A 13,007-nucleotide genomic window follows, 5' to 3' on the forward strand; every position below is an offset into this window, starting at 1 on the left:
CCGGAAGTGAATCATGTTCTCATAACCGCGTCGAGGGCCGACTTTTTCAGCAGCCTGTTAACGTCCCATCATCGCCCTTGCAAAACAGAACATCGCCCAGTTCGATTTTCGTTGTCAGCCGATCACTCAGTGCCAAGAGGTCATTGGCGCGCGCATTCGTGTCGCCGATCAGACCGTCGGCGCCGACCACCATTACCGCGTCCTGAGATGTGTTAAGAATGGTCGCTAATCTATTGGATTTACTCTTGTTCTGCTCAGCCTCCGTGCGATAGTTGCGGTAGAGGCGCCAAAGCAAAAGCAGGAGTGAGGACAGGGCAGCCAGCATCATCAGGATGAGTATGGCGAGGCTCAGAATCTTGGCCGTAAGGGCTGCGCGTTCCGAATCCGAGCGCTGCGCATCCGCGGCCAGCCCTCGCGCAGCAATGTTGCGGATCGGATCAGCCATCCGGGTGCCAAGCTGGATCAACCGCGCCCGCTCTTTGAACACATTGCTCTGATCGCCGTCGATGATGGGCACCATGGTCGCCAAAAGCTCGGTCACGCGATCCATATCCGCATGTGCAATGTCCTGGGCCAAAACCTCGCGGTACACCCGACCATCCCGCAGGGCGGTCGCGCGGCTGTAGAGGATATCGAACTGGCGGCGCACCGCGTCGACCAGTTCCGGCTCTGGCCCCGTGAGCGCCCGGAGCGAGGCGAGAAATTTGAGTTGATCCACTTCAAGACGCGAGGTGGTCCAGTGGAGGTTGTCCTGGCTGGCGCTTCGATAGTCGTCCAACTGCACGAAAACCCGGCTTGTTTGCAGGACGGCAGCCAACATGCACCCGGCAGCGAACAGGCTCAGAAGCACCACAAACACTTTGTTGCGGCCGGGGAACCTGCGGGGGAAGGGAACGTGCATATCGGGCCTTACACTGGAAAACTTGAACAAAGGACGTTGTGGTTTGATCGGGTTCCTCGACGTGATGCGGGGGACACAGTTTCCGAGTGATCTTCGGCTCTTGCTTGGGTAGAGTATATCAACCGGGGCGGTTCCTTGTCACGCGGGGTCATCGGCGCTGGCGAAATTATTGTATTATCACTGGCATTTGCCTTTTTTTCATCGTTTGACCAGCCCCCTATCCCTAAAGATAGGTGGGATTTGAGGGTTGGCACGGAATTTGCCGTTTAGGGAATAGGTGGAGGATACCCACCTAGGGTTGTCTTGGGATTGTCATGGCTCGACGGCTGACTTAGTTGTTGAAAAATGAGTTAAAAAAGACATTTGAGGTAGTAGAAGGAAGGACGCGCCGATGACCAAACTCTTGTTGGCTGACGATCATGATCTGGTCCGGGAAATGATTGCCGCCTACCTGCGCGCGCAGGGTGGGTTCGAGGTGCATGTCGCCGAGAGCCTTGGGACGGCGCTGGATGTTCAGGAAAAAAACGGGCCTTTTCAATTGGTTCTGCTGGATTTGATGATGCCGGGAATGGATTCCTTGACCGGTCTTGGCGTGATGAAAGCGCGGGCGAAATGCCCTGTTGCAATTTTGTCGGGGACGGCGACGGCGGAGATTGGGCGCAGGGCGCTGAGGTCGGGGGCGGCGGGGTTCTTGCCCAAGACGCTTGATCCGCAATCTCTGGTTGCGGCGGTCCACCATATGTTGTTGGGGGAGACCTATGCGCCGCTAGATTTTCTTGAAGCGGGGGAGGATGAGGCGGAGGGACCGGTGCGCCTGACGCCCAGAGAGACCGATGTGCTGGTCGGCATCCTGCACGGAAAATCCAACAAGGAAATCGCCAGAGACCTTGATATTCAAGAGGTTACGGTGAAATTGCACCTCAAGACCCTGTCCCGCAAACTCGGCGCCAAAAACCGCACCCACGCCGCCATGATCGCCCGGGATATGGGGCTGACCTGACGTTGACTGTGTAAGGACTGTAAGGTTTGGATGCGGGTTTTGTAAGGTTTGGGGGGTAGGGATCGGGGGAAGAAGTCCGTGAAATCTGGGGGTGGGTTTGACGTTGAGGGAGCGGAGAGCTGCCGTGGCCTCACCAAACTGTGATGCAGTAGGTCAACGGGTCCATCCTTCATTGAGTTTTTCCATGACCTTCTCAAACCAACCATCGTACCAATACCACTGACCCGCTATCTCGACGCCATAGCCTTTCTCTGGAGTACGAGCATTGAGCTCATTAACGAGCTTCGTATGATCGAAGATGGCAAACTTTGGAAACCCAGCCGCTTTCACCTTGGCAACTATCTTTGTAGGACGATATTTGGGTCGCTCTGTTTCTTTCAGTAGCACTCTCTCAACATTTACCGCCTCCGGTGAGCCGGCTTTGACAAACTCAACAGCCAAATCAGATTTTGAAGCCTTGCCTGCCACCTTTGGTACAAAGGCAACGCGATAGCGAAACTTCGGGTCGGCTTGCTCTTCATCAGTTAACCTATTGTGGAAGTCATCCATCGCAGCCGCTATGTTTGGCGGCAAATTCTGACCGACTAAACTGGCGCGCTGCGCTCCATCGAAGGTAACGAATTGAAGTGCTATTGGCAGCCGTTTTTCCAACGCAAATTCTTTGCCAAACAGAGTTTTGATCGCGTCATTGAAATTAATGCAACATGCTTGCAGCTTCGCGCTTAGAGCATCGTCAATCCGGTTGGTTGATTGATGCTCAATCTCATGCCGAATCTCAGTCAAAAAATTGAGATTATCAATTACGCCTTTTTCAATCGGACACCCGCCGTGAGCAAGACATTGCCCTAGTTCCCAATACATGTCAGCACCATGTTTTGTTTTCTTGACAACCCCAGCCTGCTTGTACCGATAATCGACGCCCTCACTTTTATAGTAGGCGTGCAACAGGTACGTCCATGCAATGACGCTTGTGACGATGAACAGTTCTGCGCGGAAATGTAGTCCGGCGCTGTTAAAAGTATGCACAGCCGCAATCATCGCTTCCCGAGCTTTGATCAGTAACTCATCGCCCTTGAAGTGAAGCCCCGTTGCTGTATCTCTGTCCGGCCATGCATTCAGAAAAGCGTCCAGTTCATCGTCGCTTGCCGGTTTGATCGCCGCGTGCATCTTCCCATCTTTGATTTGAGATATCCGAGCTTGGTTCACAGAGCGAGTTGGTCTGGAAAAATATGCGTGAACGTCTTGCGGGACGTAGTTCTTCTGCAGCATGGCTTTCACAATTGCCACTTCCCATTTTTCCAGCGTTTTTCCGGGTCTACGTGCCAATTACTATGAACTTTCTGTTCTTCTCGGTGACGACTTCAATGATTGTCGATCATGATTTCACGAATAAAGTCAGTTTTTGGCGAAAAGGTCAAAGTCATATGACTTCGCACAGCTGTCGTTCACCATGGTGCTGATTTCGTACACGCGGCGAATTGCAGGGTCAGTGAACCTGCAGCGCAGCACCATATTGACCGACGAATGGCAGCAAAGGGCCGAAACGCCCTATATTCACTTTGGCGACACGCCGCGCGGGGCCTTGTCCGCCGGGGGGGCGCTGTTGCGGTGTCGGCTGGCAGTTTATGTCTGCCAAATACTTCCGCGTTATCAAGGGACTGCGACGGTGTAGAAGCGCCCGCCCGAGGGGGCGGACGGGCGCTACGCGCCTTGATTCCGCGCGGGGGTGACGAGGGTGAAGGGCAGCGTGCCAATGGCGGACGGGCGCTGCGCGGCGGCACCTGCGGTGCCTTGGTGTCGCGCTTTTGGTTTTTGGGGGAGAGGCCCCGGGTCGAGCCCGGGGCGGGTAGGTGTGGGAGGCCCCGGGTCAAGCCCGGGGCGTGTTGGATGGGAGGCCCCGGGGCGGGGGTTAGCCGCGGCGGCGGCTGCGGGAGCCGGCGCGGCCGCCGGCGCGGACTTCTTCACCGGGCTTGGGGGGCGCTTTGTTGAACTTGATCCAGTTGCCGCCGTGGGGGTCGTTGTTCATCAGGAAGTTGGCGGCCATGATCGCCTCCATCTCCTTGCCTGCGCGGGCCTGCATGGAGCCCAGACCAAAGAGCTGGCAGAAGGTCTCGTCATCCATATCTTCGGGCAGGATCAGCCCTGCGGCGGTGATTTCGGCCTTTTTCGCGGCAATCTCGGCCTGTTTCACCGGCAGCGCGATGGGGTTCATGATCGCAGAGGTCATGCCCGCCTCGATCGCCATGGGCAGGAAGGCATTGTTGATGCCGTGCCGGTTGGGCAGACCGAAGGAGATGTTGGAGGCGCCACAGGTGGTGTTGACGCCCAGTTCCTCGCGCAGGCGACGCACCAGGGTAAAGACCTGACGGCCCGCCGTGGCCATGGCGCCCACGGGCATGACGAGCGGATCGACCACGATGTCATGGGCGGGGATGCCGAAATCGGCCGCACGCTCGACGATCTTTTTCGCCACGGCGAAACGCACGTCGGGGTCTTCGGAAATGCCGGTGTCATCGTTGGAGATGGCGACGACCGGCACGTTGTATTTCTTGACCAGCGGCAGGACGTATTCGAGACGCTCTTCCTCACCCGTCACCGAGTTGAGGAGGGGGCGGCCATGGGCGGCCTTGAGACCGGCCTCGAGCGCGGCGGGCACCGAGCTGTCGATGCAGAGCGGCAGATCGACGAGGCCCTGAACCAGCTCGATCATCTTGGTCATGAGGGGCGGTTCGGTCTCGTTCGGGTTGGGGTTGGAGTTGTAGACCACGCCCGCGTTGATATCGAGCACGGTGGCCCCGGCGGCGGCCTGAGCCAGCGCATCGGATTCGACGGTGGAGAAATCGCCCGCCTCAAGCTCGGCGGCGAGTTTCTTGCGCCCGGTGGGGTTGATGCGTTCGCCAATGACGCAGAACGGCTCGTCAAAGCCGATAACGGCGGTTTTGGTTTTGCTCTCGACGATGGTGCGGGTCATGGTCTGGTCTTATCCTTGCTGGTTGGCGGGCGTGGCGGAGGCCCCGCCGTTTTCGATGGCCCATTCGGCATTGGCCTTGATCCCGCCAAGCGGGAAGAAATGCACATGCTCGATGTTGAAGTTCTGGTTCGCGGCCTTGTGGGCGGCGAGTTCGCTCAGGACCTCGGTCGGCTCGTAGGGCAGGAGCAGTTTCGAGACGTCCATGGCGCGTTTCTGCAGGACCTTGAGCGAGGGGCCGACACCGCAGGCGATGGCGAATTTGATCAGGGTCTGCAATTTGGCGGGACCGGCGATGCCGATATGGATGGGCAGGGTGATACCCGCCGCGCTGAGGCTGTCGGCCCAGGCGATGATCGGCTTGGCGTCGAAGGCGAATTGCGTGGCGAGGGCCATTTTCGCGTCGGTGGTTTCCGAGAATTTCTGTTTCCAGCGCAGCGCATCCTCGACGTTCTTCATGCTGCCGTCGGGGTCGATGTCCTTGTTGCCCTCGGGGTGGCCGGCGACATGCAGGCGTTCGAAGCCGGCACGGTCGAATTCACCGGATTCGAGGAGCTGCATGGAGCTGTCGAAATCGCCATGGGGCGTGGTGACGCCACCGGCGAGCAGGAGGGCCTGATCGACATTGGCCTCGCCCTGATAGCGGGCGATCCAATCGGCCAGCGTGGCGCGGTCCTTGATGATGCGCGCGGGGAAGTGCGGCATAACGGGATAGCCTTCGGCGTTGAGGCGCGCGGCGGTGGCGACCATATCCTCGATGGGCGTGCCCTCGATATGGGCGATATAGACGCGGGTGCCGGCAGGCAGCAGGTCGCGGAAGTTCTCGACCTTTTCGGCGGTGCGCGGCATCACCTCGATGGAATAGCCATCAAGGAACGCCTCGAGCTGGCCATTGGCGGGGGTGAATTTCTCACGCTTCTTGAAATTGAACAGTGCCATCGCGGCCTCCCATAGAGATCCAGAGCGCATTCACGCCCAGCCATCATTCGCGATCAGGGCCTTGATGCGCTCCTGATCGTAGTCTGCGTCGAGCCGGGCCGCCTCGGATTGGGCGACGGCGTCGGGTTCGCCTTCGATGGAATAGGGATCGGCCTTGCGCCATTCGGCAAGATAGGCATCGGTGCCCGCTGCGCCGCATTTCATCGCCGCGCGGTCGATGGCCTGCTCGAACCGTTCGGGCAGCTGAACCTTGCTGCCGCGACGCCCCTTGCCGACGATGACCTGAGCGGGGATGTCCCGCCAGTAGACGATGGTGACGTCAACCATGGCTGATTCCTTTTTCCTTCGTGGTCACTACCTAATGCAGGAGCGACGTGGCACAGGGTCGGATTTCGACAGAACGGGCGCGTCATGCGACCTGCGTACCCTAGCCGCGGGTCGGGACAGGGGCCATGGGCACAATTGCGAAAAATACTCATCATCATCATGACCCCTCGCAACGCTTGCGTGCGCCTGCGCTTCGGACTAGTTTGGGGATAACTTGAAATGGAGGGCGTGTTGCGATGACGCCCAAGCGTCCCGAAAGTGCGGGCGCGGTCCCGAAACCGGTTGAGAGCCCCGCACTGACCCGTCCGGATCGGGGGCCGCTCTATGCGGCGCTTGATCTGGGAACAAACAGTTGCCGCATGCTGATTGCCCAACCCGAGGGCCATCAGTTCAAAGTCGTGGATAGCTTTTCGAAATCAGTGCAGTTGGGCGCAGGGCTGGAAGGCTCTGGCCGTTTATCGCGGGCGTCGATTTATCGGACGATTCAGGCGCTGCGGGTTTGCAAGCAGAAGTTGAAGCGGCACGGGGTGACGCGGATGCGTCTGGTCGCGACCGAAGCCTGCAGGCGCGCCAGTAATGGGGTCGATTTCATGCTGCGGGTAGAGCGCGAAACCGGGCTCAAGCTAGACATCATCGCACCGCAGGAAGAGGCGCAACTGGCGGTCGTGTCCTGTGCGCCGTTGGTCAGTCAGCGCACCGATCAATTGTTGGTGGTGGATATTGGCGGTGGGTCGACGGAATTGGTCTGGATCGACCTGACGGCGGTTCCGCATGACGAGCGGCGGCGCGCGATCATGCGCATGCATATGGGCTTTCATGCCAGCCCTGTAGGCCTGCCCGCGCCGAAGGTCGTGGATTGGATCAGCGTGCCGCTTGGCGTTGCGACGCTGCGTGATCAATTCCGAGATGTCGAGGATGACGCGGCGCGGTTTGCGTTGATGAGTTGGTTCTTTGAAGAGAACCTCGCCGAATTCGCGCCCTACAAGGACGAGCAATCACGCGAGGGGTTTCAGATTGTGGGCACGTCCGGCACGGTGACCACCGTGGCGGCCAGCCATCTGGGCCTCAAGCGGTATGATCGCAACAAGGTGGACGGGCTGACCATGACCAGCGACGAGATTGATCGGGTGATCCGGTCCTATCTGGCGCTTGGGCCGGCGGGGCGGCGGCGTGATCCGCGCATCGGTCAGGACCGCCAAGCCCTCATCATGTCGGGGGCAGCGATCTTGCAAGCTTTGCTCCGGTGTTGGCCCACGGATCGGTTGAGCGTAGCGGATCGCGGCCTGCGTGAAGGTATGCTCTATGCACAGATGGCGGCGGATGGGGTATTGACGGAAAAGGACGGATAAATGGTGGATGACGGATCGGCGCAATCGCAAAACATCTGGCCTTTGCCGAAGTTTTATTTTCGGGTGACATGGGATACGACGGCGCTGAATTTTCAAGAGGTTTCGGGGCTGGATGCGGACTCTCAACCGATTGAATATCGTGCGGGCAATTCGCCTGTGTTTTCGCGGGTGAAAATGCCGGGGATGCTGAAATCGGGCAATATCACCATGAAAAAGGGGGTATTCGCCAAGGAAAGCGGACTCTTTGAGTGGTTTGCCGAGATCGAAATGAACAGGATCACGCGCAAAGAGCTGACGATTTCCTTGATAGACGAAAGCGGCGCGCCGACGATGATCTGGAGGGTCAAGAACGCCTTTCCGGTGAAGGTCATGGGCACCGACCTGAAGGCTGAGGGCAATGAGGTGGCGATTGAGTCCATTGAGTTTGCCCATGAAGGACTGACAATTGAAAACGTGTGAGACGGAATAGATGGCCAAGACACCGGATGGCAAAAACACCTCGGGGCGCGGACAACGCGACCTGACGGTCAAGGTCAAGACGGCGCGCGGGCGCACGTCGTCCTCGACGCGTTGGTTGCAGCGGCAGTTGAACGATCCCTATGTCAAGCGCGCACAGATCGAAGGCTACCGGGGCCGGGCGGCGTTCAAGATCATGGAATTGGATGACAAGTTCCGGTTTCTGGTGCCCGGGGCGCGGGTGCTCGATCTGGGCTGTGCGCCCGGAGGCTGGTGTCAGGTGGCGGTGCCGCGTGTCAATGCCTTGGGCGAGAAGCAGGGCAAGGCGATTGGGCGCATCGTGGGGGTCGATCTGCAAGAGGTGGAGCCGATCATGGGCTGCGAGATTCATCAGCTGGATTTCATGTCCGACGATGCCGATCAACAGGTCAAGGCCTGGCTGGGTGGCAAGGCGGATGTGGTGATGTCGGATATGGCGGCCTCAAGCTCTGGTCACAAGCAGACGGACCATTTGCGGATCATCGCGCTCTGCGAGGCAGCGGCCTATCTGGCGTTTGACGTGCTGGAAGTGGGCGGCACCTTCGTGTCCAAGGTGCTGGCGGGCGGGGCCGAGGGCGAGTTGCAAAAGCTTTTGAAGCAACGGTTCGAGAAGGTGGCCAACGTCAAGCCGCCTGCGTCACGCGCCGACAGCTCGGAGAAATTCGTGGTGGCCACCGGCTTTCGCGGCTGACGCCTCAGCGCGCTGCGCGCTCATCCGGGGCGATGGAGCGGGCGGCGGCCTGCGCAAAGAGGTGTAGGTCGGCGGGATCGGTTTCGGCCAGGTCCGCAACCCTGCGCGAGACGTGGTGCGCCATGCTGCGCTGCCGGATCAATTCGAACAAGAGTGCGTGGCGCGCGCGGTCGAGTTTGGGGCGGGGCCGCGGATCGGACTGGGACATGAATTACCTCGTGAGAACGCTCGAACACGTGAATGCAAATGTCTTGCCAAAGGATTGCGGCGATTTTGGCGCCATATCGGTGCGGCGGTAAGGCGTCTTGCGCAAGGGATCACGCGTGGCGCGGGCAGGCGGCGAGGCGTCGGCAAGCGATTTGCGTCTGGGCGCGAGTTGCGGGATAGTCGGCGCAAACAGGGCCGAGTCAGGCAGAGGTCTGGCCGGTGCAGCAACAGGAAAGGATGGCCGGAATGCGATATGAGGCACCTCAGGATGTCGAGGCCGCGGTGCGGATCCTCGCGGCGGAGCAGGGGGCGTATGTGCTGGCGGGGGGCACGGACCTGTTGGTCAAGTTGCGCTCTGAGATGGTCGAGCCGGAGGTGGTGGTCGACATCAAGCGCATCGCAGGCATGAAAGCGATCACCGCCGAGGATGGCGGCTGGCGGATCGGGGCTGCGGTTTCCGGCGCCGAGATGGGCGAGCATGCCGGGCTGGTCGCGGATTGGCCCGGTGTGGTTGAGGCGGCGGGTCTCATTGGCTCGACGCAGGTGCAGGGGCGGGCGACCTTGACGGGCAATCTCTGCAACGCCTCGCCTGCGGCGGATTCGGTGCCAGCCATGGTGGCGGCGGGGGCCGTGGCGCGCGTGGTTGGCCCCCAGGGCACACGCGACGTGGATGTGATTGATATTCCCAAGGGGCCGGGCAAGACGACGCTGGCAGCGGGCGAGTTCATTGCTTCGGTCTTCCTTCCGGCGCGGGGCGCGCGGTCGGGCGATGCCTATCTGCGGTTCATCCCGCGCACCGAGATGGATATTGCGGTGGTGGGGTGCGGGATTTCACTGAGCCTGGATGCGGAGGGCCGGGTGACGGCGGCGCGTGTGGCGCTTGGCGCGGTCGGGCCCAAGGTCATTCTGGTCGAGGCGGCGGCGGCGGCGATCAAGCGCCGGGTTCTGGACGAGGCCACGTTGAGCGATCTGGCCGAAGCCTGTTCGGCAGCGGCAACGCCAATCGAGGACAAGCGCGGCACGGTCGATTTCCGCCGCCATGTGGCAGGCGTTTTGGCCCGTCGCGCGGCGGTGATCGCAGAGGCGCGGGCGAAAGGAGAAAAAGCATGAGCCGGATTCATGTGACGACCAAGATCAACGGCGACGAGACAGAGTTCCTCTGCGATGCCGAGGCGACGCTGCTGGATGTGCTGCGCGACGAACTGGGCCTGACGGGTACCAAGGAGGGGTGCGGCACCGGCGATTGCGGGGCATGTTCGGTGACGGTGGACGGGCGGCTGGTCTGTTCGTGCCTGATGCTGGGAGCCGAGGCCGAGGGTCGTGAGATTGCCACGATCGAGGGCATGGCGGCGGGCGAGGTGCTGCATCCGCTCCAGCAGAAGTTTATCGAGATGGCGGCGCTGCAATGTGGCATTTGCACGCCGGGCATCCTTGTGGCGGCAAAATCGCTGCTGGAGCGCAACCCGGACCCGTCCGAGGAAGAGGTGCGCTATTGGCTGGCGGGTAATCTCTGCCGCTGCACCGGCTATGACAAGATCATCCGCGCTGTGATGGAAACGGCGGCGGACATGCGGAGGGCGTCGTGATGGCACTGGATGACACCAAGAAAGTCAAGGATTTCAAGGTTGTGGGCACCCGGCCCAACCGCCCTGACGGCATCGACAAGGTGACGGGGCGCGCGCGTTTCGGGGCCGACATGGTGGCGCCGGGGATGCTCACGGGCCGTATCCTGCGCAGCCCCCATGCCCATGCGCGCATCCTGCGGATCGACACGAGCAAGGCCGAGGCGCTGCCGGGGGTCAAGGCCGTGGTCACGCGCGCCGATTTTGGCGATGTGCCGGATCACGTGGCCGATGTGATCGACAATTGCATGGCGGGCGACAAGGCGCTCTATGATGGGCATGCGGTGGCGGCGATTGCCGCCACTTCGGCGGCAGTGGCGCGCAAGGCGCTGAAGCTCATCGAGGTGGAATATGAGGTGCTGCCGCATGTGACGGATGTGGACGCGGCCATGCGGCCCGGCGCGCCGGTGCTGCATGAGGGTGCACAGCAGGAAACGGTGCCCGAAGGGTATTCCGGCAACGTGATCTCGCGCGTCGAGTTCGGGCACGGCGATATTGAGGCGGGACTGGCCAAGGCCGACCGCGTGGTCGAGCGGACCTATCGCACCGGGGCCACGCATCAGGGCTATATCGAACCGCATGCCTGTCTTGCGACGATGAGCGCCGATGGTCAGGGCGATCTCTGGGTTTGCACCCAAGGGCACTACATGGTGCGCAACGTCTGTGCGGCGATCCTCGGACTGGAGCAGGGGCAATTGCGGGTCACGGCCAGCGAAATCGGCGGTGGCTTTGGTGGCAAGACAGTGGTTTTCCTTGAGCCGGTAGCGTTGATGCTGGCCAAGAAATCGGGCCGCCCGGTCAAGATGGTGATGAGCCGGTCCGAAGTGCTGCGCGCCACGGGGCCAACGGCCTCGACCTCGATTGATGTGCGTATCGGGATGAAGAAGGATGGCCGGATCACGGCGGCCTTTGCCGAGTTGCGCTATCAGGGCGGGGCCTATCCGGGCTCGCCGGTCGATATGGGCTCGATGTCGGCCTTTGCGCCGTATGATCTGGAGAACGTCAAGACCGTGGGCTGGGACGTGGTGACGAACCGGCCCAAGGCGGCCGCCTATCGCGCCCCCGGCGCGCCGATGGCGGCCTTTGCCGTGGAGAGTGCGATTGACGAACTGGCCAAGGGCTTTGGCCTTGATCCGCTGGCGGTGCGGTTGATGAACGGGGCAAAGGAGGGCACGCGCGCCTCTTATGGGCCGACCTATCCGGCGATTGGTCTGATGGCGACGTTGGAGGCGGCGCATACGCATCCGCATTGGACCGCCCCCTTGGGCGAAAACCAGGGGCGCGGTGTGGCCTGTGGGTTCTGGTTCAACTTTGGCGGCGATACCTGCGTCAGCCTCAATGTCACGCCGGACGGGACGGTGACGGTATCCGAGGGCAATCCCGATATCGGCGGCTCGCGCGCGTCGATGACGATGATGGCCGCCGAAGAGTTGGGTATTCCCTATGATCAGGTGCGGACGATTATTGCCGATACCGGATCGCTGGGCCAGAACGAGGTGACGGACGGTAGCCGCGTGACCTTTGCCGTGGGTCTGGCGACGATCGAGGCCGCCCGCGCCGCCAAGCGCGAGATGTGCCGCCGCGCCGCGATGATCTGGGGCATCGACGAAGAGGCGGTGGAATGGGAAGACGGGGCCGCGCGCCCTGCTGGCCCCAATGCCGGGAAATTCCCCCCCATGACCATCAAGGAAATCGCCGCCGTCGCCAGCAACACCGGCGGGCCGATTGCCGGGCACCATGAGGTGACAGCCGAGGGGGCGGGTGTCAGCTTTGGCACGCATATGGTGGATGTCGAGGTCGATCCCGATACCGGCGCCACCAAGATCCTGCGCTACACGGTGTTTCAGGATGCCGGGCGCGCGGTGCATCCGGCCTATGTCGAGGGGCAGTTTCAGGGGGGTGCCGTGCAGGGCATCGGCTGGGCGCTCAACGAGGAATATATCTATGGCGAGGATGGGATTCTGCAAAACGCAGGCTTCCTTGATTACCGGATTCCCGTGGCCTCTGATCTGCCGATGATCGACACGGTGATTTTGGAAATCCCCAATCCCGGCCATCCCTACGGGGTGCGCGGTGTGGGCGAAACGCCGATTGTGCCGCCCTTGGCGGCGGTGGCCAATGCGGTATCGGCGGCGGCGGGCGTGCGGATGACGCAGCTTCCGATGTCGCCGCCGCGTGTTCTGGCCGCGATTCAGGCGGCGAAGGGCTGATGGTCAAGGTCGTGCTCTGGGGGTCTCTGGCCGAGAGCGCGGACGGCCAACGCGAGGTGGCGGTCGAGGCCGCCACCTTGCGCGAGTTGCTTGACGGGCTGGGGGAGACATTCCCCGGCCTGCGGGCCGAGTTGGAGCGTGGCGTCTCGGTGTCGATCGACGGGCGCGTCTACAATGACAATTGGTTCACGCCGATTCAGCCAGATAGCGAAGTTGTGTTGCTCAAGCGGCTTAAGGGCGGCTGAGGCGCGCGCATTCGCCGCTTTTCCTGTGCGGTGGCTTGGCCTATGCCGGTAGC

Annotated in this window: 14 protein-coding genes; 8 read left to right on the forward strand and 6 right to left on the reverse strand. The window is 61.2% G+C overall.

Features of this window, described 5'->3' with window-relative positions; translation table 11 throughout:
• Positions 1–46: 46 nt before the first annotated feature.
• Positions 47–820 carry a hypothetical protein gene (locus ROSMUC_RS14695; protein WP_245875196.1) on the reverse strand — a complete coding sequence of 258 codons (774 nt, stop codon included), beginning with the start codon at positions 818–820 and terminating at the stop codon, positions 47–49.
• A 472-nt stretch (positions 821–1,292) separates the two neighbouring features.
• Between ROSMUC_RS14695 and ROSMUC_RS14700 the strand changes: the two genes are divergently transcribed.
• Complete coding sequence (locus tag ROSMUC_RS14700; protein ID WP_037274781.1) at positions 1,293–1,901, forward strand: response regulator transcription factor; 609 nt, start codon at positions 1,293–1,295, stop codon at positions 1,899–1,901.
• 153 nt (positions 1,902–2,054) lie between these two features.
• Here the strand turns inward: ROSMUC_RS14700 and ROSMUC_RS14705 are convergent, their stop codons facing one another.
• The 4 genes from ROSMUC_RS14705 to ROSMUC_RS14720 form a co-directional block, all read right to left on the reverse strand.
• Entirely contained in the window at positions 2,055–3,227 is a 1,173-nt protein-coding gene (locus ROSMUC_RS14705) for a DUF3644 domain-containing protein (RefSeq protein WP_037274783.1), read from the reverse strand.
• Positions 3,228–3,810: 583 nt separating this feature from the next.
• Entirely contained in the window at positions 3,811–4,872 is a 1,062-nt protein-coding gene (locus tag ROSMUC_RS14710; RefSeq protein ID WP_037274792.1) for a methyltetrahydrofolate cobalamin methyltransferase, read from the reverse strand.
• A gap of 9 nt (positions 4,873–4,881) precedes the next feature.
• The gene (locus tag ROSMUC_RS14715) at positions 4,882–5,808 is read right to left on the reverse strand and encodes a methylenetetrahydrofolate reductase (protein ID WP_037275002.1); all 927 of its coding nucleotides are present in this window, start codon (positions 5,806–5,808) and stop codon (positions 4,882–4,884) included.
• 30 nt (positions 5,809–5,838) lie between these two features.
• Positions 5,839–6,135 carry a virulence factor gene (locus ROSMUC_RS14720; RefSeq protein ID WP_037274794.1) on the reverse strand — a complete coding sequence of 99 codons (297 nt, stop codon included), beginning with the start codon at positions 6,133–6,135 and terminating at the stop codon, positions 5,839–5,841.
• Between the two features lie 236 nt (positions 6,136–6,371).
• Between ROSMUC_RS14720 and ROSMUC_RS14725 the strand changes: the two genes are divergently transcribed.
• The 3 genes from ROSMUC_RS14725 to ROSMUC_RS14735 are packed head-to-tail and all read left to right on the forward strand — an operon-like array spanning position 6,372 to position 8,670.
• Positions 6,372–7,484 (forward strand): Ppx/GppA phosphatase family protein, encoded by a 1,113-nt coding sequence (locus tag ROSMUC_RS14725; protein WP_037274795.1) that lies wholly within the window; start codon positions 6,372–6,374, stop codon positions 7,482–7,484.
• Positions 7,485–7,943 carry a phage tail protein gene (locus ROSMUC_RS14730; RefSeq protein WP_037274797.1) on the forward strand — a complete coding sequence of 153 codons (459 nt, stop codon included), beginning with the start codon at positions 7,485–7,487 and terminating at the stop codon, positions 7,941–7,943.
• A gap of 10 nt (positions 7,944–7,953) precedes the next feature.
• Positions 7,954–8,670 (forward strand): RlmE family RNA methyltransferase, encoded by a 717-nt coding sequence (locus tag ROSMUC_RS14735; protein ID WP_037274799.1) that lies wholly within the window; start codon positions 7,954–7,956, stop codon positions 8,668–8,670.
• Positions 8,671–8,674: 4 nt separating this feature from the next.
• On the opposite strand, the gene ROSMUC_RS14740 is transcribed toward ROSMUC_RS14735, so the two are convergent.
• Positions 8,675–8,878, reverse strand: coding sequence for a hypothetical protein (locus ROSMUC_RS14740; RefSeq protein ID WP_037274801.1), 204 nt, complete (start codon positions 8,876–8,878; stop codon positions 8,675–8,677).
• A 245-nt stretch (positions 8,879–9,123) separates the two neighbouring features.
• On the opposite strand from ROSMUC_RS14740, the gene ROSMUC_RS14745 reads away from it, so the two are divergent.
• Genes ROSMUC_RS14745 through ROSMUC_RS14760 form a run of 4 tightly spaced genes read left to right on the forward strand, consistent with a single transcriptional unit; the run spans position 9,124 to position 12,954 of the window.
• Positions 9,124–9,987 (forward strand): FAD binding domain-containing protein, encoded by an 864-nt coding sequence (locus ROSMUC_RS14745; RefSeq protein WP_037274804.1) that lies wholly within the window; start codon positions 9,124–9,126, stop codon positions 9,985–9,987.
• Positions 9,984–10,463 (forward strand): (2Fe-2S)-binding protein, encoded by a 480-nt coding sequence (locus ROSMUC_RS14750; protein WP_037274807.1) that lies wholly within the window; start codon positions 9,984–9,986, stop codon positions 10,461–10,463. Before ROSMUC_RS14745 ends, ROSMUC_RS14750 begins: the two co-directional genes overlap by 4 nt.
• Positions 10,463–12,709: a xanthine dehydrogenase family protein molybdopterin-binding subunit gene (locus ROSMUC_RS14755; RefSeq protein WP_037274810.1), complete on the forward strand. Its 2,247-nt coding sequence runs from the start codon at positions 10,463–10,465 to the stop codon at positions 12,707–12,709. Before ROSMUC_RS14750 ends, ROSMUC_RS14755 begins: the two co-directional genes overlap by 1 nt.
• Positions 12,709–12,954, forward strand: coding sequence for a MoaD/ThiS family protein (locus tag ROSMUC_RS14760; RefSeq protein ID WP_037274813.1), 246 nt, complete (start codon positions 12,709–12,711; stop codon positions 12,952–12,954). The genes ROSMUC_RS14755 and ROSMUC_RS14760 overlap by 1 nt, the downstream gene beginning before the upstream one ends.
• The last annotated feature ends 53 nt before the right edge of the window (positions 12,955–13,007 follow it).

This window comes from Roseovarius mucosus DSM 17069, assembly GCF_000768555.3.
GTDB lineage: Bacteria > Pseudomonadota > Alphaproteobacteria > Rhodobacterales > Rhodobacteraceae > Roseovarius > Roseovarius mucosus.

Excerpts from the sequence above, each read along its gene's own strand:
- ROSMUC_RS14695 (WP_245875196.1), bottom strand. The coding sequence starts at position 820 with ATGTTGGCTGCCGTCCTGCAAACAAGCCGGGTTTTCGTGCAGTTGGAC.
- ROSMUC_RS14700 (WP_037274781.1), top strand. The coding sequence starts at position 1,293 with ATGACCAAACTCTTGTTGGCTGACGATCATGATCTGGTCCGGGAAATG.
- ROSMUC_RS14710 (WP_037274792.1), bottom strand. The coding sequence starts at position 4,872 with ATGACCCGCACCATCGTCGAGAGCAAAACCAAAACCGCCGTTATCGGC.
- ROSMUC_RS14715 (WP_037275002.1), bottom strand. The coding sequence starts at position 5,808 with ATGGCACTGTTCAATTTCAAGAAGCGTGAGAAATTCACCCCCGCCAAT.
- ROSMUC_RS14720 (WP_037274794.1), bottom strand. The coding sequence starts at position 6,135 with ATGGTTGACGTCACCATCGTCTACTGGCGGGACATCCCCGCTCAGGTC.
- ROSMUC_RS14725 (WP_037274795.1), top strand. The coding sequence starts at position 6,372 with ATGACGCCCAAGCGTCCCGAAAGTGCGGGCGCGGTCCCGAAACCGGTT.
- ROSMUC_RS14730 (WP_037274797.1), top strand. The coding sequence starts at position 7,485 with ATGGTGGATGACGGATCGGCGCAATCGCAAAACATCTGGCCTTTGCCG.
- ROSMUC_RS14735 (WP_037274799.1), top strand. The coding sequence starts at position 7,954 with ATGGCCAAGACACCGGATGGCAAAAACACCTCGGGGCGCGGACAACGC.
- ROSMUC_RS14740 (WP_037274801.1), bottom strand. The coding sequence starts at position 8,878 with ATGTCCCAGTCCGATCCGCGGCCCCGCCCCAAACTCGACCGCGCGCGC.
- ROSMUC_RS14745 (WP_037274804.1), top strand. The coding sequence starts at position 9,124 with ATGCGATATGAGGCACCTCAGGATGTCGAGGCCGCGGTGCGGATCCTC.
- ROSMUC_RS14750 (WP_037274807.1), top strand. The coding sequence starts at position 9,984 with ATGAGCCGGATTCATGTGACGACCAAGATCAACGGCGACGAGACAGAG.
- ROSMUC_RS14755 (WP_037274810.1), top strand. The coding sequence starts at position 10,463 with ATGGCACTGGATGACACCAAGAAAGTCAAGGATTTCAAGGTTGTGGGC.
- ROSMUC_RS14760 (WP_037274813.1), top strand. The coding sequence starts at position 12,709 with ATGGTCAAGGTCGTGCTCTGGGGGTCTCTGGCCGAGAGCGCGGACGGC.